This window comes from Ruminococcus champanellensis 18P13 = JCM 17042 (assembly GCF_000210095.1).
Taxonomy (GTDB): domain Bacteria; phylum Bacillota; class Clostridia; order Oscillospirales; family Ruminococcaceae; genus Ruminococcus_F; species Ruminococcus_F champanellensis.
Genome location: NC_021039.1, coordinates 560,905 through 586,215, shown reverse-complemented (window position 1 = coordinate 586,215; position 25,311 = coordinate 560,905). Strand labels below are relative to the sequence as shown.

Annotated in this window: 22 protein-coding genes; 9 read left to right on the top strand and 13 right to left on the bottom strand. The window is 57.2% G+C overall.

Features of this window, described 5'->3' with window-relative positions; genetic code table 11:
- Positions 1-95: 95 nt before the first annotated feature.
- Together RUM_RS02600 and RUM_RS02595 are read left to right on the top strand one after the other, a co-directional pair.
- The gene (locus RUM_RS02600) at positions 96-551 is read left to right on the top strand and encodes a MarR family winged helix-turn-helix transcriptional regulator (RefSeq protein ID WP_015557666.1); all 456 of its coding nucleotides are present in this window, start codon (positions 96-98) and stop codon (positions 549-551) included.
- Positions 548-1,888, top strand: a complete 1,341-nt coding sequence (locus tag RUM_RS02595; RefSeq protein ID WP_015557665.1) for an MATE family efflux transporter — start codon at positions 548-550, stop codon at positions 1,886-1,888. Before RUM_RS02600 ends, RUM_RS02595 begins: the two co-directional genes overlap by 4 nt.
- A 14-nt stretch (positions 1,889-1,902) precedes the next feature.
- Here the strand turns inward: RUM_RS02595 and RUM_RS13195 are convergent, their stop codons facing one another.
- Both RUM_RS13195 and RUM_RS13190 read right to left on the bottom strand, forming a co-directional pair.
- Positions 1,903-2,238, bottom strand: coding sequence for a winged helix-turn-helix domain-containing protein (locus RUM_RS13195; RefSeq protein WP_338056918.1), 336 nt, complete (start codon positions 2,236-2,238; stop codon positions 1,903-1,905).
- A 22-nt stretch (positions 2,239-2,260) separates the two neighbouring features.
- Positions 2,261-2,566 carry a response regulator transcription factor gene (locus tag RUM_RS13190; RefSeq protein ID WP_015557664.1) on the bottom strand — a complete coding sequence of 102 codons (306 nt, stop codon included), beginning with the start codon at positions 2,564-2,566 and terminating at the stop codon, positions 2,261-2,263.
- A 122-nt stretch (positions 2,567-2,688) separates the two neighbouring features.
- Between RUM_RS13190 and RUM_RS02585 the strand changes: the two genes are divergently transcribed.
- On the top strand, positions 2,689-3,222 hold the full coding sequence (locus RUM_RS02585) for a histidine phosphatase family protein (RefSeq protein WP_015557663.1): 534 nt from the start codon (positions 2,689-2,691) through the stop codon (positions 3,220-3,222).
- Between the two features lie 12 nt (positions 3,223-3,234).
- On the top strand, positions 3,235-3,645 hold the full coding sequence (locus tag RUM_RS02580) for a GNAT family N-acetyltransferase (RefSeq protein WP_015557662.1): 411 nt from the start codon (positions 3,235-3,237) through the stop codon (positions 3,643-3,645).
- 57 nt (positions 3,646-3,702) lie between these two features.
- On the opposite strand, the gene RUM_RS02575 is transcribed toward RUM_RS02580, so the two are convergent.
- From RUM_RS02575 to RUM_RS02530, 10 genes are all read right to left on the bottom strand, one after another.
- Positions 3,703-4,413, bottom strand: coding sequence for an AlkZ-related protein (locus tag RUM_RS02575; RefSeq protein WP_015557661.1), 711 nt, complete (start codon positions 4,411-4,413; stop codon positions 3,703-3,705).
- A gap of 9 nt (positions 4,414-4,422) precedes the next feature.
- Positions 4,423-5,538, bottom strand: coding sequence for an SLC13 family permease (locus RUM_RS02570; protein WP_015557660.1), 1,116 nt, complete (start codon positions 5,536-5,538; stop codon positions 4,423-4,425).
- A 135-nt stretch (positions 5,539-5,673) separates the two neighbouring features.
- Positions 5,674-8,106: a DUF4832 domain-containing protein gene (locus RUM_RS02565; protein WP_015557659.1), complete on the bottom strand. Its 2,433-nt coding sequence runs from the start codon at positions 8,104-8,106 to the stop codon at positions 5,674-5,676.
- A gap of 102 nt (positions 8,107-8,208) precedes the next feature.
- Entirely contained in the window at positions 8,209-9,213 is a 1,005-nt protein-coding gene (locus RUM_RS02560) for a hypothetical protein (protein WP_015557658.1), read from the bottom strand.
- An 11-nt stretch (positions 9,214-9,224) separates the two neighbouring features.
- Complete coding sequence (locus tag RUM_RS02555; RefSeq protein ID WP_015557657.1) at positions 9,225-10,859, bottom strand: MBOAT family O-acyltransferase; 1,635 nt, start codon at positions 10,857-10,859, stop codon at positions 9,225-9,227.
- Between the two features lies 1 nt (position 10,860).
- Positions 10,861-11,091: a phosphopantetheine-binding protein gene (locus RUM_RS02550; protein WP_015557656.1), complete on the bottom strand. Its 231-nt coding sequence runs from the start codon at positions 11,089-11,091 to the stop codon at positions 10,861-10,863.
- A gap of 72 nt (positions 11,092-11,163) precedes the next feature.
- Positions 11,164-12,318 carry a diaminopimelate decarboxylase family protein gene (locus RUM_RS02545; protein ID WP_041326223.1) on the bottom strand — a complete coding sequence of 385 codons (1,155 nt, stop codon included), beginning with the start codon at positions 12,316-12,318 and terminating at the stop codon, positions 11,164-11,166.
- Positions 12,315-13,835, bottom strand: a complete 1,521-nt coding sequence (locus RUM_RS02540) for an amino acid adenylation domain-containing protein (RefSeq protein ID WP_015557655.1) — start codon at positions 13,833-13,835, stop codon at positions 12,315-12,317. The genes RUM_RS02545 and RUM_RS02540 overlap by 4 nt, the downstream gene beginning before the upstream one ends.
- Before the next feature lie 97 nt (positions 13,836-13,932).
- On the bottom strand, positions 13,933-15,159 hold the full coding sequence (locus RUM_RS11900; protein ID WP_015557654.1) for a sensor histidine kinase: 1,227 nt from the start codon (positions 15,157-15,159) through the stop codon (positions 13,933-13,935).
- Positions 15,156-15,866 carry a response regulator transcription factor gene (locus RUM_RS02530; protein ID WP_015557653.1) on the bottom strand — a complete coding sequence of 237 codons (711 nt, stop codon included), beginning with the start codon at positions 15,864-15,866 and terminating at the stop codon, positions 15,156-15,158. Before RUM_RS02530 ends, RUM_RS11900 begins: the two co-directional genes overlap by 4 nt.
- A gap of 454 nt (positions 15,867-16,320) precedes the next feature.
- Here RUM_RS02530 and RUM_RS02525 point away from each other — a divergent pair, with 454 nt between their 5' ends.
- Positions 16,321-17,802 carry a glycoside hydrolase family 43 protein gene (locus RUM_RS02525; RefSeq protein WP_041326519.1) on the top strand — a complete coding sequence of 494 codons (1,482 nt, stop codon included), beginning with the start codon at positions 16,321-16,323 and terminating at the stop codon, positions 17,800-17,802.
- A gap of 42 nt (positions 17,803-17,844) precedes the next feature.
- On the opposite strand, the gene RUM_RS02520 is transcribed toward RUM_RS02525, so the two are convergent.
- Positions 17,845-18,405, bottom strand: a complete 561-nt coding sequence (locus RUM_RS02520; RefSeq protein WP_015557652.1) for a biotin transporter BioY — start codon at positions 18,403-18,405, stop codon at positions 17,845-17,847.
- Between the two features lie 276 nt (positions 18,406-18,681).
- Here RUM_RS02520 and RUM_RS02515 point away from each other — a divergent pair, with 276 nt between their 5' ends.
- The 4 genes from RUM_RS02515 (at position 18,682) to RUM_RS02500 (ending at position 25,241) form a co-directional block, all read left to right on the top strand.
- On the top strand, positions 18,682-20,076 hold the full coding sequence (locus RUM_RS02515; RefSeq protein WP_015557651.1) for an MATE family efflux transporter: 1,395 nt from the start codon (positions 18,682-18,684) through the stop codon (positions 20,074-20,076).
- Positions 20,077-20,121: 45 nt separating this feature from the next.
- Entirely contained in the window at positions 20,122-20,727 is a 606-nt protein-coding gene (locus RUM_RS02510; protein WP_015557650.1) for a cytidylate kinase-like family protein, read from the top strand.
- 129 nt (positions 20,728-20,856) lie between these two features.
- Positions 20,857-21,993 (top strand): exonuclease SbcCD subunit D, encoded by a 1,137-nt coding sequence (locus tag RUM_RS02505; RefSeq protein WP_015557649.1) that lies wholly within the window; start codon positions 20,857-20,859, stop codon positions 21,991-21,993.
- The gene (locus RUM_RS02500; RefSeq protein WP_015557648.1) at positions 21,990-25,241 is read left to right on the top strand and encodes an AAA family ATPase; all 3,252 of its coding nucleotides are present in this window, start codon (positions 21,990-21,992) and stop codon (positions 25,239-25,241) included. Before RUM_RS02505 ends, RUM_RS02500 begins: the two co-directional genes overlap by 4 nt.
- Positions 25,242-25,311: the final 70 nt, after the last annotated feature.

Here is a 25,311-nt window from a genome sequence, read left to right as displayed (position 1 = left end):
GTTCCGCAAAATCCGCTTGACAAGAGTCCGAAACCGGACTATAATAGATAAGTCCGGTTTCGGACTTACATAAAGATAAAGGAGCGATATAGCCTATGGATATCAGAACCTACATCAAACAGCTGGATCAACTAATGAAAGAATACGACGCCATTTATCATACAGCTGCCGTGGCATACGGCTTATCCGACACCGCCATGTGGATCCTGTACATGGTATCGGATGCCACAGAAACCTACACCCAGCAGGATCTGTGCCGGCAGTGCTGCTTTCCAAAGCAGACCATCAACACCGCCATCAACAACCTGATTCGGAACGGCTATCTGACATTGGAAACGCTGTCCGGTACACGGAACAGCAAAAGGATCATACTGACGGACGCAGGGCAAGCCTTGATGCAAACCACCATTGATCCATTGAAGCAGGCGGAGGACGCCGCCTACAGCAAATTCAGCGATGCAGAGCAGCAATGCTACCTGGAGCTGACCAGGCGGCTGAATACAAACCTGCGGGAGGAACTGCAGGCACAACTCAAAAGGAGGACATTATGAAAACACCCATTCAGCTTTCCGACCACTTTACCTACCGGCGCTTGTTCCGGTTCACACTGCCTTCCATTGCCAGCATGATCTTTGCCTCTGTATACGGCATCGTGGACGGCTACTTTGTCTCCAACTATGTGGGGAAGATCCCCTTTGCCGGACTGAATATCATCATGCCCTTTATTATGATGCTGGGGGCAGTGGGCAATATGATCGGGCTTGGAGGCTCCGCCCTGATCGGCAAGACCCTGGGGGAGGGTGACCGGGAAAAGGCAAACAGCCTGTTTTCCTTCTTCACCTATTTCATGGGGGCAGCCGGCGTCCTTCTGGCTATCATCGGAAACGTATTTCTGCCCCGGATCGCCGTCCTTCTGGGGGCGGAGGGGGCTGTGCTGGATAACGCCATTCTGTACGGCCGCATCTGCCTGTGCGGCATTCCCTTTCTGACCCTGCAATATACCCTCCAGGGCTTTCTCATTACGGCGGAAAGACCCCAGGTGGGATTCTGGATCACGGTGGCAGCCGGAGTCACCAACATGGTACTGGACGCACTGTTCATTACCGTATTCCACTGGGGACTGGCGGGAGCAGCCATTGCCACCGTCATCGGTCAGCTCATTGGCGCCGGCGTACCCATCGCCCTGTTTTTCAGTGCCCGGAACAACTGGCTGCTGAAACTGGGAAAGGCGAAATTTGACGGCCATGCCCTTTTAAAGGCATGCACCAACGGCTCCTCCGAGTTCCTGTCCAACGTTTCCATGTCCCTGGTGGGCATGCTGTACAACGCCCAGCTTCTGAAATATGCCGGCAACGACGGCGTAGTGGCATACGGGGTTATTATGTATGTGAATATGATCTTCATTGCCGTATTCTTTGGCTTTTCTGTGGGCACCTCCCCGGTGTTCAGCTTCAACTACGGGGCTGACAACGGCACAGAGCTGAAGAGCCTGTTCCGCAAATGCGCCTCCATCATTCTCGGCTCCTCCGTGATCATGCTGCTGGCGGCAGAGGTGCTGGCACGGCCCCTTGCCATGATCTTCACCAGCTACGACCAGTCCCTGCTGGACATGACCACCCACGCCTTTGCCATCTATTCCGTTTCCTTCCTGTTCTGCGGCATCGGCATCTTCGGCTCCGGTCTGTTTACCGCCATGAACAACGGACTGATCTCCGCCATTCTGTCCTTTGTCAGAACCGTGATCCTGCAGATCACCTTCATCTTCGTCCTGCCCCGACTGTGGGATTTGGACGGGATCTGGTGGTCCGCCGTGCTGGCAGAGGGTCTGGCGGCTGCCCTCAGCATCGTCTGCATCCTTGCATACCGGAAAAAGTACAAGTATATGTAAAGCTACACCGTAAGCTATGCCTGCGTCATCCGGAACCCGATGCCCCACACGGTTTCAACATACTCCTGCTCCATATACCGGCGCAGCTTCTGCCGGATGTTGCTGATATGCACGTTGATGGTCTTGTCCTCCCCCATATAATAGCTGTCCCAGGCGGACTCGTAAATCTCCTGCTTGGAAAAGATCTTGGTGGGATTCTTCATCAGAAGCTCCAGGATCCTGTACTCCCGGGCAGTCAGGGAAGGCTCCTTGCCACAGACGGTGATCCGATGCAGGGCAGGCTCCAAGGTCAGCTCCCCCACCGTGATCTGCACTGCCGGGGACTGATGCTTCCGCAGCTGTACCAGCACCCGGGCACGCAGTTCCTCGATCTCAAAGGGCTTGGTGATGTAATCGTCCGCCCCCAGGGGTCAGAAGCTCCACCTTGCTCTCCAGGGAATCCACCGCCGACAGCACCAGAAAGGGTGCCTGGGTCAGCTGCCGCCCCCGGCGCAGCACCTCATCGCCCCGCATCCCCGGCAGCATCAGATCCAGCAGGATCAGATCAAACTGCTCCCGCTCCAGCAACAGCAGACCCTCCGTGCCGGAAAAGGCATAGGTATAGCCGCTGTTGCCCAGTGCATCCCGGAGCATACTGTTGATGCTGCTGTCGTCCTCGATAATTAAAATATGCGCCATCACGCATCCCTCCATTGCCTTATATGATACCAAATATAACCGAATCCGTCAAGGGATGCAGCCGGATTGAAAAAAGCGCCCGGATGTGGTATACTGGAGTTATCATCAACCAGGAGGGCAATATGGGAACAGTGTATTTTACCCGACACGGGCAGACCGTGTGGAATGTGGAAAACAAGATCTGCGGCGCAACGGATATTCCCCTGACCCAGCTGGGGCATCAGCAGGCCCGGGCACTGGGGGAACGGCTTCTGGCGGAGCAATGCCCCATCGACCGGATCCTGTACTCGCCTCTGATCCGGGCAGCGGAAACCGCCCGGCATATCGCAGAAGTCACCGGCATCCCGACACAACCGGAGCCAAGACTTACGGAGCAGAACTTCGGCATCTACGAATCCACGCCCAGGGACGGCATGGAATTCCGGACGGCAAAGGCACAATTCGTCAATTCCTTCGGCACGGGAGAATCCATGCTCCGGGTGGCACAGCGGATCTACAACCTGCTGGACGAGCTGAAAGCAGGACGGGAAACCTGTCTGCTGGTGGCGCACAACGGCATCGCCCGTGTGGTGCGTTCCTACTTTGTGGACATGACCAATGCGGAATACGCCGCCTATGGTATGCACAACTGCGAAATCGTTTCATATTCATTCTGACGGGAGGGCATCATGGAATTTACCACATATCACAGCCTGCCGGATGCCGCCCGGCAGATCCGGGAGGCGGTCTTTGTCCGGGAGCAGGGCTTTCAGCTAGAATTTGACAAAACGGATGAAACCGCCGTCCACATTGTAGCATGGGACGGAACGCAGCCCGCCGGCACCTGCCGGGTGTATCCGGCGGAAGGGTGCTTCCACATCGGCAGAGTGGCTGTGCTGCCCCAATACCGGGGCACGGGTCTGGGACGGGAGCTGATGCGCCGGGCAGAAGCATATATCCGCTGCACAGGCGGCACTGCCGCAGAATTATCCGGTCAGGTTCAGGCATCCGGCTTTTACAAAAAGCTGGGGTACACCCCGGTGGGGGAGGTATACCCGGATGAGGGCTGTCCCCATATCCGGATGCAGAAACAGCTGTAGACAGCACTGCATAAAAAAAATCCCGCTTTGGTACATACCAGGGCGGGATTTTTGGGTTCACGGACAGATCCGGCGAATCGCTCTGTCCGATGCATCCGGGTATCGCTTTAAGATCTGCTGCCGGATCCGGTCATAGGAATCCGCCGGGGACTCCCCGTATGCGGCGGTGACTGCTTCATATCCCCACAACTTCTCCGGGGTGCAGTACCGGGCGGCACTCATGCCGTAGGGAACGCCCTGCTTGCTGAGCCGCTGCTGGAAATCCTCCGTCACCAGATACAGCTGCATTTGCAGCCGGGTCAGCGCCCCCTCCGGGCTTTTGCCCGTGTCCAGCAGCTGCCGGATCTGCCAGGAAAACAGGGATGCACCCTCTGTGAACAGTTCCATGATCTGATGCTCCCGATGACCGGCTTTCCCGGCTTCATAGAGACTGTCGAAATCATAGCCGTCCCGGCGGTGATTCACAAAACAAGGCAGCCACTCCAGGGACAGGAACCCTGCCTTGCCGCTGAAAAATTTTCCGTACGCCAGCCGGTGGCTCCGGGCGGCAATGCTCCGCCACTCCCAGGGATCCCGCTCCGGATCTCCCGTCCACCAGTCCGCCGCCAGGGTATGCTCCTCCACGGAAAAGCCCGGAATCTCATTCTGGAACAGGGGCAGGAAGCCTGCCTGCTCCACATAGGCGATCAGCCCCTCCGGATCCCGGATCCGGCTGGGATCCGAAGCCTCCGTGCCTTGTAACATCCATTCGCCGTTTTCATGCCGCATGATATCCTCCTAAATAAACGCATAAAGCAGCAGCAATGCCGCCAGATATGCCAGATTGCAAAGGGTGAACACTCCCATGTACCGCTTGGGCTGACTGCCGGGGGTCGCCGCATACAGCTTGTAGGTGATCAGGCTTGCCATGGAGGCGATCAAAGTACCCAATCCCCCCAGATTTGTGCCGATCAGCAGCGCCCTGCCGTCTTCCGAGAGACCGGACAGCAGAATCGCCGCCGGCACGTTGCTGATGACCTGGGATGCCAGCACTGCCGTCAGCAGCTCCCTGCCCTGGAGTAATCGCTGCAATGCCCCGGACAGCGCCGGGATGTTCCCCATATTCCCCACAAAGATGAAAAAGAACACGAAGGTCAGCAGCAGGCTGTAATCCGCCTTCCGGAACAGGCTTCTGTCCAGCAACAACAGGGCGATGCAGATCACCCCCAGCAGAATCCAGGGATTCAGGATCCGCAGCACCGTCAGCAGATTCACTCCAAACAGCAGGCAGTACGCCCCCAGCCGTCCGGGGCTTTGGATCCGGCTCTGTGCCCTGGGCGGAGCAATGGGCTGCACCGGCAGGAACAGCAAACAGGAGCCTGCCAGCAATGCCAGGGACAGGACGGAATAAGGAGCAATGGCGCTGAGAAAGGTGCCCATGGAAAAGCCGTATCGATTGTACAGATACAGGTTCTGCGGGTTGCCCATGGGGGTCAGCATACTGCCCAGATTGGCGGCGGCGGTTTCCAGTACCAGCAGTCGGATGGTGATCCGATCAGCGTCCTGCCGTGGGATCCCCTCCAGCAGCAGCAGGGTAAAGGGCACCAGAGTCACCAGGGTCACGTCATTGGTCAGCAGCATGCTGAGAAAAAAGCACAGCAGCACCAGCAGCAAGCCCACCATGCGGACACTGTGTACCCGGCGCAACAGCCCCTGGCACAGGGCAGTGAATGCGCCGGTCTGCCGGATGCCTGCTACGGTAAGCATGAGACACAGCAGCAGGATCAACACCCGGAAATCTATGTAGTCCAGATATGCGCCGCTGGGAGGCACCGCAAAGGCAGAGCCGACGGCAAGCGCTCCGGCAATGCAAAGCACCGCCTCCCGGCGAAAAAATTGCAGAATCTGTTTCATCAAACCTCTCCTTTATGTGTACCATACGGAAACACACCTGCTTATTATACACCTTCGCAGGAGAATGCGGAACACATGGTCTGTTCCAAAATTGATGCCGTTTTGTCCACCGGCTTTCATGGTATCACCTTCAGATCATACACATAAAATACGTCGCAGCAGCACCAGGTCAAAGCCGTTGCATACCCCGTCCTTGTTCAGATCCCCGGCGGCTGCCTGTTGATCGGTCAGAGTGGCTGCCCGGATCAGATGCTTTTGCAGCAGCACCACATCCGCCACGGTCACTGCCCCGTCCAGATTCAAATCCCCCGCAAGGGGCTGCTCCAGCACAGCAGCAACCCGGCACACGTCAAACAGCCTGGTTCTGACGCCGCTGGCACTGGTGACCTGAACCGCATAGATTCCGCAGTCCTGCGCCGATTCTGCCAGGATCTCATAGATAGCATTGGTGGCATCCGGAATGAGCTTGCCGTCCTTGTACCACTGGTAGGACAGGTCGGAGCCAGAGGTGTGGGCGGCAACGGACAGGGTATCCCCCTTAGCGAGATTCACGGTCTGCTTGCCGGAATACACGTTGAAATCATCCTGTATGATGTAGCTGTCCGCCCGGATGGAACCGGCACTTTTCCAGGAATCCGCCTGATCCTGCACCGTGTAGTCAATGCCTGTCAGCTCCACACCGGGGGCAAGCCCCATCAGCTCCCCCAAGGGCAACCGGAATTCAATGGTACTGCCGCTGTGCTTCTGCACGCAGCCCAGGGGCACGCCGCCCTCCCCGTTGAAGTACACGAAGCTGCCCTGGTAATACATCCAATAGCTTGTGCCGCTGCTTGCATTCCGGAAGGACAGGTTGTACACCGGGGAAGCAGCCTGCTGCTCCAGATCCACCAGAATATACAGGTACTGATCGTCGTTGGTGATGTACATTCTGTTGCCTGCTGCATCCTCTGCGCAGAGCAAGGCATCCCGCCGCTCCGTATCGCTGGTCAGGGTACCGTCCACTGTCACAAGTCCCTGGGTGGTAAACAGGGTGCCGTCAGAACCGGTCACCGGATCGGCGGCATTGGTCTGATAGAAGCCATTGTCCGTGGATCTCGCCCCTGCTTCAGAGGCGGTCACGGAAAAGCTGCCCAGATAATTCGCCCCCAGCTGCTCGTTCCAGGTGTGTGCATTGGCAAACTGAACGGAGCGATACTCCAGCTGTCCCAGCGTGTTATCCCCGGTGGAAAGCTTGAAGTACACATTCCATCTGCCCGGTTCCATTGCTGCCGGCAGATGCAGGTCAAATTCCGGGGACACGGTGGTACAGGAATACCAGGTGCGGCTGTCCGCATCCACCTCTGTCCGCAGGTACTGTCCATCCTTCTCCAGAAGGATCTCCGCCTTCTGCCTGGGGATGGGATTGGCAAAGCCGGTGTTCTCCACGTCCATGCAGAGCCGCAGGGTGTCTCCCTGGGACACGCTTTCGCTCAGATCCGAGTCCCGCAGCACGAACCGGTAACCCAGATGATCCCGCATAAACTGGAACACGGTCTGACCGTAATAGGCGCTGTTGTCCACGCCCTCCACGTCATACGCTGCACCAAAGGTGTAATCCTTGTACAGCTGATAAATATTGGCGTTGATGTAGCTCAGATGGGAGTAGTACATTTCCGGAACTGCATGCTCCGGCAGGTAGGTGTCATACTGCTTGGCAAAATCCAGATTGCCAGAAAATTCGCCGCCGTAATAGCTGGTCAGGGTTTGCTGCCGGAGCCATTTCAGATCCCGCTCCCGGTCGTGGAAGGTGCCCAGATCCGAGTTGGAGCCCATGTAGCCATCGTTGTACAGTCCCACCCGGGACGCCCGGCTGCCCGGCTCCAGCACATAGGTGCCCAGCTCTTCCTCGGTGATGCCTGCCCACTGGGCGAAAATATTCGGGGTGCGCACCGTCACCGGAATGGGATCCGGCACCACATCCAGCATCAGCTCCAACAGCTTTGCCTTGTCGGGTATGGAGCAGTACTTGCCGCCCCACTGCTCCCCGTAGCAGCCTACAAAGCCGCTTTCCACAAAGCAGAGAATGTCCTGATAGTCCTCCAGAAAGCCGTCCGCCCGGATCTGTTCAATGTGCCGGAGCATCTGCTCAAAGGTGGCAGGCTCCGGATCCCGAACCCCGTTTGCATCATACCGGAACCGGAGCGCTGCCATGCAGCCGTTCTGCCGGCAGTTTTCCAGGGTGGTACGCATGCTTTTGAAAAAGGTCCCATCCAGGTCATAATCCGTACCGGGGGTATAGTTCCCGTCGGAATCGGTGGTACCGTTGGAGCCACTGGAAAAGCCGCCGATATCCACGAACAGCAGCGTCAGATCCCCGGTGGGGTTGTATGCCTTGGTTTCCCCGGGCTTGCAGCGGAACGCCAGGGTGGAGGTATACCCTGCCCCGGGGGTTCGCACCGTCCCCACCAGTTCCGTATAATCGATGCCGGAATCCACCAGCCCATCCCCCTGGGCGGAAGCAGCCGGGCACAGTGGCAGGACGCTGCACAACACTGCCATGCCTGCTGCCAGAATGCGTTTGAATTTCATAAAATCCTCTCCTTTGCCGAAAATCTATCGTCATTATAGGACAAAGCTACCGGAATGTCAAGACAGAAAAAAGCAGACGTGCAAGCACATCTGCTTTTTCGTTCAGTCCGCTTTCTTGGTATTATCCTCCGGCTCCGGACTAGGTCTGTCCAGCGCGTTGTCGGTGGATTCGTTGAATGCCTCCAGTGCATCGAACCAATCTGCGTAGGATGCATCCTTCCGCTTATCCTGGAACTGCTCTGTTTTCGCCAGGTATGCACCCAAAAAGGCGGAGCATTTCCGGGCGCCGTAAATGTTCATATGCATACCCCGATCCCGGGTATCCGTAGACCATTCAATGCCCACCTGATCGTTGATCAGGTTCATGTCCACATACTCCACGCCCAGAGATTCCGCAAGCTCCGCAACGCTATTGTGCCGCTTGTAGTTCCAGTAGGCTGTACTGGGGGTACTGATGAGCACCAGCTTTGCGTTGTTTTTCCGGCAGTATTCGTAGATGTTCTCCACTGCCTGCCGGCTCTTGCCGGGGATCTCCTCCTTGGCATCGGTCTTTTTCATATAGTTGAGCCTGGTGGAGGGGCGCACCCGTTCGTCGTACATATAGCCCTTGTTGTTTTCCCGGTGGGAATAATCCACCTGGAATGTCCAGTCGCTTGCCTGGAGGGTCTTCCACCGGTCATGATACCGGAACACAGGCAGCGTATTTTCTACGTCCTGGGAAATGACCTGGGACTGGGTGAAGATCTTGAAGATCGCATCCGTTTCCAGAAAGACGATCTGGGGGCTTTGCTGTGCAAATGCCTTTACCAGGAATTCCTCCGTATAGCAAAGGCTCTGTGCCGGGGTGCCGCATACAAAGGAGGTATAGCCGTAATCCCGCCAGATCTGCAAAGGGATAAAGGTGTTGTAGGTTTCGCTGTCTCCCAGGAATACCACATCAATGGTATTCTTTGGCTCGCTGAGCACGGCGTTCGCCCGGGGATCCTGGAACCCGGCCTCCTTGGTGTTTTCCTTCGGCCGGAACAGCACGGACAACAGCGCCAACATGCCAATCAGAATCCCCAGGAACAGCAGACTGCAAAGCGTATTTTTAATGACTGTTCGCATGTATGATCTCCTTAGAAATTCGCATAAATCGGGTCAACCGGAATATACCCCGTTCCATAGGCACCGAATACGATGATGTACAGAATCAGCGCATACAGCACTGCCCAGCGTACCACCACATTCCGCTTCTGGAGGGAGGCTCTGACCTGGATGCCCTTTTCGTTCAGAATGCTGATGACAAATACGATCAGCAGCGTGACGCCAACGATGATAAGGTCCTGGATATCCACGCCCAGGGTATCCAGCAGATCCTCGTTCAGAGTGCTGAACCGGAAGTCGGTGACCATGCCCTTGAACATGGCAATACCGTTGCGCAGACCCTCTGCCCGGAAGAACAGCTCGCCAATGACCACCAGAATGCAGCTGCGGAGGATCTGGAACAGACGATAGCCGAACCATTCCGGATTGATGTGCAGCTTTTTGTTTGTCCACTGAACCGCCGGGGCAATGATATTGCCGGTGAGGATCAGGGTAAAGTGATACATGCCGTAGAAAATATAGCTCCAGGCTGCCCCGTGCCACAGACCATTGCTGAACCAGACGCAGAACAATGCCACAGCACCGGCAAGCAGAGGGCCAAAGTGGTTGCCGATCTTCTTGCGGGCGGCGGAGGTCAGGTTCTTCATGGGCTTAGACATGGTCACCGGGTAGAAGATGTAATCCTTGAACCAGGCGCCCAGGGTGATGTGCCAGCGCTTCCAGAACTCGGAGATGGTTTTGGAGAAGAAGGGACGGGCGAAATTCTCCGGCATGGTAATGCCGAAGATCTGGGCAGTACCCATCACTGCGTCCATGGAACCGGAAAAGTCCATATACAGCTGCACCGTGTAGCACACGGCTGCAATGGCGATCACGCCCCCCTGGAAATCCTTGTAGCCGGAAAATACCGTTTCGATCAGCGGGTTGAGCCGATCCGCCACCACCATTTTTTTCATCATGCCAAAGAGGATCCGCTGGATGCCCAGGGTCAGGTTGGAGAAGGTGATGCCCTTCACGTTCCACAGCTGCTCTGCGGTCTGCCCGTACCGGCAGATGGGGCCCTCCACGATCTGGGGGAAAAAGGACATGAACAATCCCAGCCGGAACAGATTCTCGTCTGACTTGATGGTTTCCCGGTACACGTCAAACATGTAGGAAACCGCCTGCATGGTGAAGAAGGAAATGCCGATGGGCAAAAGATACTTGGGGATCTCCAGCTGCAACGACAATCCCATATGCCCCAGCAGGGAATTGACATTCCGGGTAAAGAAGGGAGCATACTTCAGCGTCAGCAGGGTGCCGATGTGAAGCGCCGCCGCAAACAGCAGCACCCAGCGGCTCCGGAGCAGGTACGCATGCTTGATGGCCTTGCGTTCCGGCTTTTCCGCCGCCTTCACCGCTTCATCCCGCTGCCGGTGGATCCGATCCAGCCAGATGCCAAAGTAGTGGATGGAAATTGTAGTTAAGAATAGGTACACCACCAGCGTGCCGCTGATGAGCCAGTAGAAGCCTACGCTTGCCGCCAGAAGAAAGTATTTCTTTGCCTTCTGGGGCATCAGGGTATAGAGAATGATGCAAGTCGGCAGGAACACCAGCAGGAATGCCACCGTAAAAAACGAGGTCATTCCCACATAGCTGCCCCCCATCAGCAGGGAAGAGAGCGACATTTTAGTCCTCCTCTTGCAGGCGCTGAATCATGCTCCACATTGCCTTTGCGGAATTGAAGTTTGCCGGGATGATCTCCACAGCGGGAACAGTAATGTCGAACTCATCCTCCAGCTCGGCAATCAGGGAAATAATGGACAGAGAGTCCAGGTGATGCCCGTCGATCAGATCCTCGCAGGTGTTGTAGTCGATGTCCGGCTGAATGTCCTCCAGAATTTCAATAAGCTTGTCCATGATAGTTACTTCCTTTCTTTGTTCTTTGGCGGCAGTGCCGCATATATCGTAACTCCCTTCCGGGAATTCCGTTCAGTTTGGGGTGTTCAGAGGCGCAGTATCGAAGGTCTGCCGCACACAGACCGGATCGCCCCCGTCCATCAGATACACCGCCGGGATCTCCCGGCTCAGAAACAGGGAAATGCCCTCGGTCATGCAGTATGCGCCGGTATTTTCAAAGCAGATCGTATCCCCGATGGATACCTCCGGCAGCTCCACCTGCTTTGCCACGATGTCGTTCATGGAGCACAGAGAGCCGCAGATGTTCCAGCTCATGGTCTTGGGCGCCTGCTCCTTGTCGCAAACGGACAGGAAGGGGTGCTTCATTGCCATATGCTGTCCGAAGTATACCAGGTGGTGCATACCCCCGTCAATCAGCAGGTAATTCTGTCCCTTGTTGTGCTTGATGTCCACAATGTGGGTGTAGTATCTGCCGCAGCAGGCTGCAATGCCTCTGCCCAGTTCCAGGGTAATGTGGGGCTTGGATTCCATGGCGTTCAGCCCGGCGGAAAAGTCCGCCAGATAGGTTTCCTCGTCGAATACATCGTCCTCAAAGTAGCAGGCAGGAAACCCGGGCCCGTATTCCAGCTCCCGGGCGGTATAGCCGTATTCCTGCTCCAGCTTCAGCAGCAGCCCGTCCAGCTGCCGGATCTCCCGGCACAGCTTCTTGGCTGAGGTTTTCTGGGTGCCGGAGAAGAACTGGATCCCCAGGATATCCAGCTGGGGATACTGTGCCCGATCCCGGATGATATCCATGATATCCTCCTGGTTGATGCCGAACTGGCTGTCATTGGTAAGCCGCAGCAGCACCGGCAGGGTTCTGCCATAGGTCTTTGCCAGATCCCGCAGCAGGGCAAACTGGGTCAGGGACTCCACCGTATAGGTGCGGTCTCCGCCGGATGCCACCAGATGCTCCATGACGGAAGGGGTCTTGTACACCCCGGAGATCACCATCATATTGCCTGGAACTCCCAACTTTTCACAAATTTCCGCTTCCCCCGGAGAGCAGATCTCAAACCGCTCCACGTCCCGGAGCAAGCCCCCGATGATGAAGGTGTTCGCCTTTACGGCGTAGCACAGAGCTACTCCTTCCGGCAAATGCGCCCGCAGAAAGCGGATCCGTGCTCTTGCCCGTTCCAGGTCAAACACATAGAACGCAGACTCACACTGCTTCAGAATTTCATTCAATTTGTTTTTCCTCCCACAAGCTCCGCCAGCTTCTTCCGGTCGATCTTTCCATTCTTGGTCAGGGGCATGTCCTCCACCCGGCGCAGGATCCCCGGCACCATGAACGCCGGCAGCTTTTCCTTCATTTCCGCATGCAACGCATCCTTTTCCACGCTGCCGATATAAAAGCCCTTGAGCCGGGACTTCTTTTCGTCAAAGATGCAGCAGCACCGCTCCACCCCGTCAATGGCAGCCATTTCCCGCTCGATCTCCTCCAGCTCGATCCGGTGTCCCATGTACTTGATCTGGAAATCCTTTCTGCCGCTGAATACCAGTTCTCCGTTTGCGTCATACCGGGCAAGATCTCCCGTCCGGTAAATGGTTTCCGGATAGTGGGGATTCAGGGGATTGGGCACGAAGTGCACTGCATTCTGCTCCGGTGCTCCGTAATAGCCCAGCGCCAGCGCCGTGCCCCGGACGCAAAGCTCGCCCACGGTTTCCGGTGCCGTGATCCGGCGATCCTCCCCATCCAGCAGGAACACATCCTCGTTGGGGAAGGCTTTGCCGATGGGGATACCGGCGGAATAATCCCGTTCCTTGTCCAGAATATGATAGGTGCAGTTGCAGGTGATCTCCGTAGGGCCGTACAGGTTCACATAGGTCACCTCCGGCAGGTGGCTCTGGAAATTCTTCAGCGCCTTCAGAGGCATAACCTCTCCGCTGAACAGGATTTTCCGGATGGTGTCCGGGGTCTTGTAATCCAGGGCGTGGAAGGTGGTGATGAGGCACAGTGCCGATACCGCCCAGATCATGGTGGTGATCCGGTGGGCGCACAAAAAGTCGATCAGCTCCACCGGAGCGGAGAACAGCCGCCGGGGCACCACCACCAGAGTGGCGCCGGTACACATCGCCGAGTAAATGTCCTTGACGGACACGTCAAAATCAAAGGGTGCCTGGTTGGCGATCACGTCGGATTCGGTGATGCCGAAGGTTTCCGTAAAGCAGTCGATAAAGTCCAGCACGCTCCGGTGTCCCACCACAATGCCCTTGGGGGTGCCGGTGGAGCCGGAGGTAAAGTTCACATACAGCGGATCCGTATCGATCCTGCCTCTGCGGATCTGTGCCAGCCGGTCAAAGTCCGGCTCTGTCTGCATCAGCTCCTCAAAGGTCAGCAGCTCCATGCCGGAGAAGATCCCGGCAGCCTCCTGCTTCAATGCCCCGGTGGTGACCATCACCCTGGGCGCAAGCACAGAGGCGATCTGGGTCAGCCGGCTTGCAGGCAGCTCGTTGTTGAACACGGAGTAAAAGCCCCCTGCATACACGGTTCCGAAAAAGACAGGCAGTACGTCTGCGCATTTTTCCATATACACGCCCACAGGCTCCCCCGGGGCAATGATGCCGCTCAGGGCAGTACCGATCCGGGCGCTGCACAGCCGCAACTGTTCATAGGTATAACGCTTGTTTTCATCGACTACGGCATCTTTCTCTGGCTGCCGTGCCGCCGATCGTTCCAGATAATCCAGCACATTGCAGATCATTCCAACGTCCCCTTTCACATACATAATCAGTATAGCAAACCGGTTCAAGGGGTTTCCCCATGAACCTGCATTAAAATTGTCACAAAAGTGTCACAGACTATGGTGCTACCGGCAGGCGGATCTCAAACACTGCACCGCTCTTGTCGTTGTGGGCGGTGATGCTGCCCTTGTGCAGCCGGATGATGTCAGATGCCAGCGCCAGCCCGATGCCCGTATTGCCCTTTTTGCCGGAATAGAACCGGTCAAATACATGGGGCAGATCCTGGGGATCCATGCCGCCCCCATCGTCCCGGATGGTAATGGTGATAATATGCCGATCCGCCTTGCAGGACAGCCACACCGTCTTGTCGCAGTGCCGCATGCCGTTGATCAGCACGTTCATAAACGCCCGGGTCAGCTGATCCTCATCACAGCGCACCCGCACCGGCGCATCCGGAAAATCCGTCACCACGCTGCATTGCTTTTTGTTCTGGATCGGCTCTGCGGAGCGCAGACAGTCATACAACAGCTCCCGCACATCCAGCACCGCAATATGCAGTACTAACTGATGCACATCGATCTTGGAAATGTACAGGATCTCCTCCACCATCCGGGTCAGCCGGTCGCTTTCCTGCATGATGACCTCCGCCGAATGGATGGGATCCACCACCCCGGTCTGGATGCCTTCCGCATAGCCCTGGATCGCCATCAGAGGAGTTTTCAGCTCGTGGGAGGAATTCTGGAAGAAGCGACGCTGGTTTTCCTGGGATTCCTCGATCTGTCCTCCCAGCCGGAAGCCGATCACGCTCATGATGGCAGCCACGCACAGGAAAATGGCATCCAGCAGCCAGTTCAGCCGCTTGGTGTACTGGACGATGGGCTGAATGTTCAGATACATGATGGTGGGCACCTTTTCTCCGTCCCAGGAGAACACGTCCTCGTACAGAACCATGACGTAGTAGCCGTTGTCGGTTTTCAATGTCCGGATCTGTCCGAAGGGAAGCCCCTGGCTGTCGTAATAGGACAGCACGTCATGCTCCGCACTCTGTACATTGTACTTGCCGTAGCTGTTGTCCGCCGCACTGTTCTCCGCCGGATCCTGCGTCAGGTCGATAAAGCAGATATCCCCGCTGAAAAAGATGCCCACATAGTCCAGGGCGAGCGCATCCTCCGACTCCTGCTTCTGCATGCTGCTCATATACTCCATTTCATAGGTGAGCGCCGCCTTGGCTTCCTTTTCAAAATGCACCGGCAGAGTCAGGTTGAGGATGATGTAGAAGGGCACGAACAGTAAGAAGATCGAAACCCAGATGGTCGCCAGGATCCGGACTTTGATGTGTTTCATTTTACAGGCTCCGATACCTCAAGTTTATAGCCGTAGCCCCAGATGGTCTGTACGCAGACGCTGCTGCCTGCCAGGGAGAGCTTCCGCCGGATCCGCCGGAGGGTTTCGTCCGTCACCCGGGTCTCCACTTCAGTCTCATAGCCCCAGATGGTTTCCAGCAGCTTGTCCCGGGCATATGCCTTGCCGGGCTTCTGCATCATATAGGAAAGCATCCGCAGCTCCGTCTGGGTAAAGCCGATGCCCTTGCCGTTGCAGCTAATGGTGTTGGCCTCCGCCGAAAAGGTCAGATCCCCCACTACCAGGTCATCCGGTTCCTCCGGCTGCACGGGTCGCCGGCTGTTCATTTCCATCCGGCGCAGCAGGGAACGCACCCGCATCAGCAGAGTGGTAGGCCGGAAGGGCTTTGTCAGATAATCGTCACTGCCGATGGTGATGCCCTGTACATAATCGTACTCGGAATCCTTCGCCGTCAGCATAATGATGGGCACATCCGTCTTGGCACGAAGCTGCTGACAGATGGTAAGCCCGTCCGTACCGGGCATCATAATGTCCAATATTACAAGATCCGCCGGTGCCGCCTGGAATGCCCCCATCAAAGCGTCTCCGGTTTCAAACGCCCACACCCGGTATCCGTCACTTTCCAGGAAACTCTTGATCAGATCCCGGATATTCTTTTCATCGTCCGCAATATATATGGAATACCCCATAAAAAGCGCCTCCTCAAAAGCATGCTGCCGTCATAATACTATATTATTATAGTACGGCAAGCCAGAGCCTTCTCCGAAAATCTGCATGAAAAGTGTCATAAAACTGTCATGGGAAGGGATGCAACGCAACGCCTGCCCTGTGTGCACGCTTACAAAATAGTATAGCATAAACCCATCCGCTTTTCAATGGGTGTTGGAAAACTTTCGGCGTTTTTTTTGCAATCCATCCATTTGCGCCGATTTTTTCACATCAAACAACGCCCTTTCGGCAAAATGCACAAAGGAATGCTCCAACGCCCTCCTGCATGCCAAAACAAAGGGTTGCATAGCCGGATTCTCCGGAAGCATCGGCTTTACAACCGACGACGGGTATGCTAAAATAAAGGCAGCACCCCGCAAGCTGTGCCCGGTGCTGCCTGAAAAACATCCGCAGACAGCGGAGAATGGAGAAGCTATGATTTACCACAATCCGGTTCTGAAGGGGTTTTACCCGGACCCCAGCGTATGCTGCGCAAACGGCATGTATTACATGGTTTGCAGCAGCTTTCAGTACTTTCCCGGCGTTCCCCTCTTTGAAAGCAAGGATCTGGTGAACTGGAGCCAGATCGGCCATGTGCTGACCCGCCCCAGCCAGGCGGCACTGGAACAAGTTCCCAGCAGCGGCGGCGTTTTTGCTCCCACCATCCGGCATCTGAACGGCAGATTCTACATGGTCACCACCAACGCCTCCACCGGGGAGAATTTCTATGTGTACACCGACGATATCCACGGAGCATGGTCTGATCCGGTGGCGGTGGCTCAGGACGGCATCGATCCCTCTCTGTATTTTGAAGCCGGCAATGCCTACTTTATGAGCAACGGCACCGATGCGGACGGCGTCAACGGGGTGGTGCAGTGTCAGATCGACCTTGCCACCGGAGAAAAGCTGTCCCCCTCCAGATGCATCTGGCAGGGCTCCGGGGGACGGTTCCTGGAAAGCCCGCACCTGTACCGGATCGGGGACTGGTACTATCTGATGGCAGCGGAGGGAGGCACCGAGTACGGGCATATGATCACCTATGCCCGGAGCAAGTCCCTGTGGGGGTCTTTTACGGGATATCCCCACAACCCGGTGCTGACCAACCGGAACAAAGCACCCTACCCGATTCAGGGCATCGGTCACGGCGATCTGGTGCAGGATGCCCGGGGGAACTGGCATATTCTCAGTCTGGGCTTCCGGCAGCAGGCGCTGTGGATGGCATTCCATCACCTGGGCAGAGAAGTGTTCCTGACGCCTGTCACCTTTGATGAGGAGGGCTGGTTCACCGCAGGCACGGACGGCACCACGGCGGAGTGCTATGACATTGCAGGAGACTTTGCACAGAAGCCCCTGCCGGAACGGAGCTTTGCTGCGCCGGACTGGTACAGGGAATGGTGCTTTCTGCGGCATCCCCGGATGGAGCAGTACGGCCTGACCCAGGGCAGCGCCCTGCTGCATGGCACAGAGGTGACCCTGGACGAGCCGGGATCCCCCACCTTCATCGGACTGCGGCAGCAGGACTTTTCCGGCACTGTACAGTGCGTGCTGGAGCTGGACAAGGGAGAGGCAGGACTGACCTGCTACATGAGTGAGCAGGAGCATTACGAAGTGGCTCTGCGCCGTGGGGAGACAGGCATCACCGCCCTGTGCCGGCTGAACATCGGGGGCGTGCATCAGATTCAGAAGGAGATCCCTCTGACCGGGAACAGCGCCCGGCTGGTGATCCGGATGGAGCCTGCCTGCTACCACTTCTCCGTGGTCACCGAATCCGGCGAGACCCACCTGGGCACCGGACAGAGCAAATATCTGTCCAGCGAGATCTCCAGTCCCTTTACCGGGGTGATCCTGGGGCTCTATGCGGTGGGAGATAACACCGTCCGGTTCACGAACTTTTCCTGCGTCTATACGGAAACATAAAAACAACACCGTGCGGGTATGCCCTGCACGGTGTTTCGTTTGTCAGATCCGGAACTGCCTGGTGAGCCGCTTGGTGAGGAGCAATGCCAGCGCCAGCTTGATCCCATCCGGAATCAGAAAGGGAAACACACAGCTCCACAAAGCCGCCATCAGGGTGATTGCCCCCTTCTGCCTGGTGTAAACCTGTAGGAACCAGATGGTGCCGAAGGTGTAGCATACCGCAAGCCCAAGCACCATGGCAAGGATCATTACCGGCAGACTGCTGCCGGTAAGCCGGGTCATCAGCCAGTACAGCAGACCCATCAGCAAAAAGCCCAGAATATAACCGCCGGTCATCCCCAGTAACTGTCCGATGCCGCCGGTAAAGCCGGAGAACACCGGGATTCCCACGATCCCTAACAAAATGTACACCAGAATGGCGCAGGTACCACGCCTGCCCCCCAGCATGCCCAGGGTGCAGAACACCCCGAAGGTTTGGAGCGTGAAGGGCACCGCACCGGGAATGGTGATCCAGGAGCAGACAGCGATCAGCACGGCGAACAGTCCGATGAAGGCAAGATCCCGCAGGGCAAAGCCCTTGGCAGGGGCGGCAGTTTGTGACATAAGCATTCCTCGTTTCTCAAAAATCTGCTTTTATCATAGCATACTCCGGCCGAATTGTCAACCATATCTTAAAATCGGGTGACAATTTATTTTTCTGCGCCGTTGACTGACGCAGAGAAGTATGCTACAATGGGGGTAAGCTCAGAATTTGTTGAAATTGCCTATTACCTTCTCTGCGATTTTGTGCTAAAATAAAATCGTAATGAATCGTGTAGCTGCAAGGCATAAATCCAGATTTGCAGCGGCACGGTTCTTTTTTATTTTCAGGAGGTATCTATGAAGCAGGCAGTTTCAACAGAACAAAACAAAATGGGTACCGTTCCGGTACGCCGGCTGCTGCTGGGTATGGGGGCGCCTATGATCGTTTCCATGGCCTTGCAGGCTCTGTACAACATTGTGGACAGCTACTTTGTCAGCTGCATGCCGGACACGGAGCAGATCAGAAATATGGGGGATCTGGCGGTAAACGCCCTGACACTGGCGTTCCCGGTGCAGATGCTGATGGTAGCGATCAGCGTGGGTACCGGCGTGGGCATCAACGCACTGCTGTCCAAAAGCCTGGGGGCAGGAGACCGGCAGCAGGCAAGCGCCATTGCCGGCAATTCTATCTTCCTGTCCCTTTGCACCTTCGGGATATATCTGCTGTTCGGGCTGGTGGGCGTACCGGCGTATATCCACACCCAGACCCGGGATCCCCTGGCAACGGAGCTTGCAGTAAGCTATCTGCGGATCTGCACCATTGGCTCCCTGGGCGTGACCATGTACCTGACTTATGAAAAGCTGCTGCAGGCCACCGGCAGAACCATGCAGACCACCATCGCCCAGATTTCCGGCGCACTGGTCAACATCGTGCTGGATCCCATTCTGATCTTTGGCTGGCTGGGCTGTCCGGCACTGGGGGTTGCAGGCGCCGCATACGCCACCGTCATCGGGCAGTTTGTTTCCTGCGGGCTGGATGCGCTGTTCTTTTACCGACACGCCCGGACAGAGCTGGATACCGGTCTCCGCTTTCTGCGTCCCCGGCTCCGGGTGATCCGGGAAATCTACCAGGTAGGCATCCCGGCGATCCTCATGCAGGCACTCATGTCCTTTATGACCTATGGGGTCAACATCATTCTCCGGGATGTATCCGCCGCCGCAGTCACCGCATACGGCATGTACTACAAGATCCAGCAGTTTGTATGCTTTGCGGCGTTCGGCATGAACAACGCCATGATCCCGGTGATCGGCTTCAACTACGGCATGGGCAGCAAGCAGCGGATCCGGCAGGGCATCCGGTACGGACAACTGTATGCGTGCATCATCATGCTGGTGGGCGCAGTGATTTTACAGGTCTTTGCCCGTCCGCTGGTGGGCATCTTTGCCGTATCGGAGGAAACCCGGTTCCTATGCGTTCTGGCGATCCGGATCATCAGCCTGGGGTATCTGTGCATGGGTGCGAACATCGGCTACCAGGGCATCTTCCAGGCGCTGGGGCACGGCGTGCAATCCCTGCTGCTGTCCCTGGTGCGGCTGATTATCGTAGCACTTCCCCTTGCCTGGGGACTGACCAGACTGGACAATGCATCCGAACTGGTGTGGATCGCTTTCCCGGCAGCGGAGGCTTGCGCCCTGCTCCTGGGACTGCTGATGATGCGCCGGATCCGGCGACAGGTACTGGATAGATTATAAGCCAAAGCGGCAGACTGCCGCAGAACTGAATCAGGAGGGGATTTTATGACAAACATCATTACCATCAGCCGTGAATTCGGCAGCGGCGGACACGAGATCGGCGAACATGTGGCGCAGCAGTTGGGCTGGAAATTCTACGACCGGCACATTGTGGAGCAGGTTGCAAAGGAAAGCGGCCTTTCGGAAAAATTCATCGAGGAAAGCGGCGAATACGCCACCTCCCGCAGCAGTCTGCTGTTCAATCTGTCCATTGCCGGTGCTGCCATGGGCAGCGGCAGTCTGTCCCTGTACGATGAGATCTATGTAGAGCAATGCAAGCTCATCAAAAAGCTGGCGGCGGAAAGCCCCTGCGTCATTGTGGGCAGATGCGCCGACTATGTGCTCCGGGAGCGGCAGGACTGCATGCATATTTTTATCTGGGCAGATGTCAAGGCACGGATAGAACGGATTTCCGGGCAGGTGAAGGAGGGCAAAAGCCCGGAGAAGATGCTCAAGGAACGAGACAACCGGCGGCGGGTCTATTACCGGAATTACACCGGGCAGGAATGGGGCAAGGTTCAGAATTACCAGTTGGCACTGTGCAGTAGCGCACTGGGACTGGAAACCTGCGCCGAGCTGATCGTACAACTGGTCAAGCAGCAGAATGGATAAAACGGATGCAGTCAGGCAGAAATGCCCGGCTGCATTTTTTCGTCCCCAGACTGGATCACATTTGCAAAATTCCATGCAGCGTGGTATACTAAAGACAACAGAAAAAGACAAAGAAACAGGAGGAACAATATGAAGCTGATGCATTTGTCCGACCTGCACCTGGGCAAGCGTGTGAACGGCTTTTCCATGCTGGAGGAGCAGCGGTTTATTCTGGAGCAGATCTTACAGCTGGTTCAAGCAGAGCAGCCCCAGGGGGTACTGCTGGCAGGGGATCTGTTTGACAAGCCCACCCCGCCCGCAGAGGCAGTCAGTCTGCTGGATGATTTTTTAGCCGGGCTGTCCCACCTGGGCTGCACCATATTTGCCATCAGCGGCAATCATGACTCTCCGGAGCGCATTGCATACGGAGGGCGGCTGCTGCGGCACAGCGGCGTCCACATGTCCCCGGTGTACGGAGGCAGCATCTCCCCCATCACCCTGGAGGACGACCTGGGCCCGGTGGATTTCTACCTGCTGCCCTTTTTAAAGCCTGCCTACCTGCGGAGCGTTATGCCGGAAACGGAGATCCATTCCTGCCAGGAGGCAGTGGAAAAGGCGCTGGAGGGACTGCCGGTGGATCCCCGGCGGCGAAACGTGCTGGTGGCGCATCAGTTCGTTGCCGGCGCACAGGTACTGGAGCAGGAAGAACTGCTGATCGGCGGCTCTGACGGAGTGGATGCTGCCCTGTTCCGGGACTTTGACTATGTGGCGCTGGGACATCTCCACGGCCCCCAATCCGTAGGACGGGACACGCTCCGGTACTGCGGCACTCCCTTGAAATATTCCTTTGCGGAGGCATCCCACCACAAATCCGTCACCCTGGTGGAGCTTGACGCAAAGGGACAGGTCACACTGAACCTGCTGCCCCTGACCCCACAGCATGATCTCCGGGAGATCCGGGGAACCTATGACCAGGTGATGGACAGAAGCGCTTACACCCAGCAGAACCGGTTCGACTACCTGCATATCACCCTGACCGATGAGGAGGATGTGCCGGACGCCATCGGCAGACTGCGGACAGTGTACCCGAATCTGATGAAGCTGGATTATGACAACCGGCGCACCCGGGAAACCGGAGAGCTGCTGCCGGAGGATACCCTGGAGCATCAGTCCCCTCTGGAGCTGTTCGGAGACTTTTACCGGATGCAGAACAACAAGGAGCTGGATGATGCCCAACTGGCATATCTGAACGGGCTGACCAAGGAAATCTGGGAGGAGGAAGTATGAGACCGCTTACACTGACCATGTCCGCATTCGGCCCCTATGCGGGAAAGACCACCCTGCCGCTGGAGCAACTGGGGGAACGGGGGCTGTATCTAATCACCGGAGACACGGGAGCAGGCAAGACCACCCTGTTTGACGCCATTGCCTTTGCCCTGTACGGGGAGGCAAGCGGACAGAACCGGAGCAGTAGCATGCTCCGCAGCAAGTATGCAGACCCAGCCACCCCCACCTATGTGGAGCTGACCTTTGCCTACGGTGGAAAGCGCTACACCATCCGGCGGAATCCGGCATACGACCGACCCAAGACCCGTGGAGCAGGCACCACCCCCCAGAGTGCAGAAGCGGAGCTGACCATGCCGGACGGGAGGGTGCTGTCCCGGGTCAAGGAGGTGAACCAGGCGGTACAGGAGCTGCTGGGCATCGACCGGAACCAGTTCTCCCAGATCGCCATGCTGGCACAGGGGGACTTTTACCGGATGCTCCTTGCCACCACCGATGACCGGGTACAGATCTTCCGGAAACTGTTCCGGACGGAGCCATACCGCCGCTTACAGGACAGGCTCAAGGAGCGCACCGGAGAGCTGGAACGCACCAGAAGCAGCATCCGCAGCGCCATCAGCCAGTACACCGCCGGGATCCGGCTGATGCCGGAAGATCCGGAACAGGAAACGCTGACAGGACTCCTGGAGGGCACTCTGCCGGAAAGCGAGCTGCTGCCCCTGCTGGAACGGCTGCTGGAACGGGACGCACAGGGTCTGGAACAGGCGGAACAGACCTGCGCCCGGTTGGAGGAGCAGCTAACCGTTCTGCATCAGTCCCTGGACAGGGCAAAGCAGGCTGCCAGACTCCGGGAAGCATACCGGCAGGCACAGGAACAACTGAAGGCACAGAAGCAGCAGCGGGATGCCTGCAAGGCAACGCTGGATGCTTCTCTGTCGGATCAGACCCGGCAAAAGGAGCTGACCGTAGAGATCACCCGGATCCGGGAGCAGTTGCCCCGGTATGCGGAAAAGGAGCAGCTACGCACCACCCTGGCACAGATGAAGCAAGATGCGACCCACAGCCAGCAGGAGATCAAGCAGACCCAGGAGCGCATTGCCCAGGGGCGCAGCCGGTACGAAAAGCATGTCCTGGAGCTGAAAAGCCTCGCCAACGCCGGAGAGAACCGGGAAAAGCTGGCTGCACTGATCAAGGAGCAGCAGAAGAAGGATCAACATCTGGCAGTGCTGTCCGAAAAGCTGACCGGCTATGATAAGCTGTGCAGACAGCTTGCAGCCGCTCAACAGGCATATCAACAGGCGGAGCATGCCGCCGGACAGCAACGGCAGACCCTGGAGCAGCTCACTGAGCAGTTGCAGACGCTGGGGGATGCTCCGGCACGGCAGGAGCGGCTGCTGGCACAGAAGCAGGCAGCAGAACAGCGTACAGAGCAGCTAGCTACCCTTGCCCAACGGCTGGACGCATACCGGATCCAAAGCGGAGAGCTGGAACAGGCACAGCGGGCATATGCCGCTGCCGCAGAAACCATGCAGCAGGAAAAGGACGCCTATGACCGGATGCAGCAGGCGTTCCTGGATGCCCAGGCTGGAATCCTGGCGGCATCCCTGCAAGATGGCGCACCCTGCCCCGTATGCGGCGCTGCATCCCATCCCCACCCGGCACAGCCGGCAAAGAATGCGCCAACAGAAGCCGAACTGAAAGCTGCCCGGAACCGCAGCGACAAAGCCCAGCAGACATGCACCCAGGCAAGCCGGCATGCAGGCACCCTCCGGGGCAAAGCGGAAAGCCTTGCCCAGAGCATCCGGGAGCAGTGCAGCGCCTTGGGACTGGAGCGGGATCTGCCCGCCCTGCCGGGGCATTTACAGCAGGAGCAGAGCCTGCTCAAGGACAAGCAAGCCGGGCTGGATGCGGAGCTGACGGAAACGGAGCAGCATATCGCCTTGCGCAGGCAACTGGAAACGGAACAGCCCAAGACGGAGCAGATCCTGCGGCAGATGGAGGATGCGCTTGCCGGAAAGCGGGATGCCCGGAGCAGTCTGGATGCCCAGGTACAGGCAGCAGCGGAGCAGCTGCTGGAACACACCCGGACACTGGAACTGGACTGCACCCTGGATATGCTTCCCAAAAAGCTGAATCTGATGCAGAAGGCATCCAGTATTTCTGCCGACAGCCTGTCCGGCAGACTCCAACGGGAGGAGCAGAACGTGGCACGGCGGCAGGAGCTGGAGCAGTCCAATCCCCGGGACGAGGCACAGCTACGGCAGATGGAATCGGATTATGCCGACGCACGGGAGCAGCTTGCACGGCTGCTGGAGCAGGCATCCACTGCCGCCAAGCAGCTGGAGGAATACAGTCAGCTACTGCCCTTTGCCGACCGGAAGGAAGCACAGGCACAGATCACCGCACTGGAGGGGGAACAGAGCCGGTTGGAGCAGCTTGCCGTACAGCGGCAGCAGGCTTATGACGCCGCCCGGGAGGCGCATGCCACAGCCCAGTCCCGGTGCCGCACCCTGGAGGAGCAGCTTGCCCAGTACCAGCAGGAGGATGTGCCCGGTCTGGAGGCACAGCTCCGACAGCTTGAACAGGACAAGCAGCAGGCAGGTCAGGAAAAAACCCACCGGATCAGCCGGTTGGGACTGAACCGCTCTGCCAGAGATGGCATCCTCCAACAGCAGGCCCGACTGGAGAAAACCATGCAGGAGCTGCGAATGGTCAGCGGTCTTTCCAACACAGCGGCAGGCAAGCTATCCGGCAAGGAACGGGTGGCACTGGAAACCTTTGTGCAGATGCACTATTTTGACCGGATCATTCGCCGGGCAAACCGCCGGTTTTTGGTGATGTCCAGCGGGCAGTATGAATTAAAGCGACAGCAATCCGCCACGGATCTGCGGAGCCAGTCCGGGCTGGAGCTTTGCGTGGTGGATCACTACAACGGCACGGAGCGCAGCGTCCGTACCCTGTCCGGCGGCGAGTCCTTTATGGCGTCCCTGTCCCTGGCACTGGGACTGTCGGACGAGATCCAGTCCAGCGCAGGCGGCATCCGGCTGGACACCATGTTCGTGGATGAGGGCTTTGGTTCTCTGGATGAGGAAACCCTGCAGCAGGCCATGCGTGCATTGCAAAGCCTGACGGAATCCAACCGACTGGTGGGGATCATCTCCCATGTGGGCGCACTGAAAAATCAAATTGATAAGCAGATCCTTGTGACCAAGCAGCCTGCGGGCGGAAGCCATGCGCAGGTGCAGGTATAACGCAAGCTCATTGATGCAATGATAAACAGTCGTCAGACGTGTTTTGTTCGACGTTGCAGAAACATAGCAG

Coding starts and splice junctions, on each gene's coding strand:
- RUM_RS02585 (WP_015557663.1), top strand. CDS start 2,689: ATGGGAACAGTGTATTTTACCCGACACGGGCAGACCGTGTGGAATGTG.
- RUM_RS02505 (WP_015557649.1), top strand. CDS start 20,857: ATGAAGCTGATGCATTTGTCCGACCTGCACCTGGGCAAGCGTGTGAAC.
- RUM_RS02580 (WP_015557662.1), top strand. CDS start 3,235: ATGGAATTTACCACATATCACAGCCTGCCGGATGCCGCCCGGCAGATC.
- RUM_RS02540 (WP_015557655.1), bottom strand. CDS start 13,835: ATGATCTGCAATGTGCTGGATTATCTGGAACGATCGGCGGCACGGCAG.
- RUM_RS02560 (WP_015557658.1), bottom strand. CDS start 9,213: ATGCGAACAGTCATTAAAAATACGCTTTGCAGTCTGCTGTTCCTGGGG.
- RUM_RS02500 (WP_015557648.1), top strand. CDS start 21,990: ATGAGACCGCTTACACTGACCATGTCCGCATTCGGCCCCTATGCGGGA.
- RUM_RS02515 (WP_015557651.1), top strand. CDS start 18,682: ATGAAGCAGGCAGTTTCAACAGAACAAAACAAAATGGGTACCGTTCCG.
- RUM_RS02530 (WP_015557653.1), bottom strand. CDS start 15,866: ATGGGGTATTCCATATATATTGCGGACGATGAAAAGAATATCCGGGAT.
- RUM_RS02565 (WP_015557659.1), bottom strand. CDS start 8,106: ATGAAATTCAAACGCATTCTGGCAGCAGGCATGGCAGTGTTGTGCAGC.
- RUM_RS02575 (WP_015557661.1), bottom strand. CDS start 4,413: ATGCGGCATGAAAACGGCGAATGGATGTTACAAGGCACGGAGGCTTCG.
- RUM_RS02600 (WP_015557666.1), top strand. CDS start 96: ATGGATATCAGAACCTACATCAAACAGCTGGATCAACTAATGAAAGAA.
- RUM_RS02520 (WP_015557652.1), bottom strand. CDS start 18,405: ATGTCACAAACTGCCGCCCCTGCCAAGGGCTTTGCCCTGCGGGATCTT.
- RUM_RS13190 (WP_015557664.1), bottom strand. CDS start 2,566: ATGGCGCATATTTTAATTATCGAGGACGACAGCAGCATCAACAGTATG.
- RUM_RS02550 (WP_015557656.1), bottom strand. CDS start 11,091: ATGGACAAGCTTATTGAAATTCTGGAGGACATTCAGCCGGACATCGAC.
- RUM_RS02525 (WP_041326519.1), top strand. CDS start 16,321: ATGATTTACCACAATCCGGTTCTGAAGGGGTTTTACCCGGACCCCAGC.
- RUM_RS02510 (WP_015557650.1), top strand. CDS start 20,122: ATGACAAACATCATTACCATCAGCCGTGAATTCGGCAGCGGCGGACAC.
- RUM_RS02595 (WP_015557665.1), top strand. CDS start 548: ATGAAAACACCCATTCAGCTTTCCGACCACTTTACCTACCGGCGCTTG.
- RUM_RS11900 (WP_015557654.1), bottom strand. CDS start 15,159: ATGAAACACATCAAAGTCCGGATCCTGGCGACCATCTGGGTTTCGATC.
- RUM_RS02570 (WP_015557660.1), bottom strand. CDS start 5,538: ATGAAACAGATTCTGCAATTTTTTCGCCGGGAGGCGGTGCTTTGCATT.
- RUM_RS02555 (WP_015557657.1), bottom strand. CDS start 10,859: ATGTCGCTCTCTTCCCTGCTGATGGGGGGCAGCTATGTGGGAATGACC.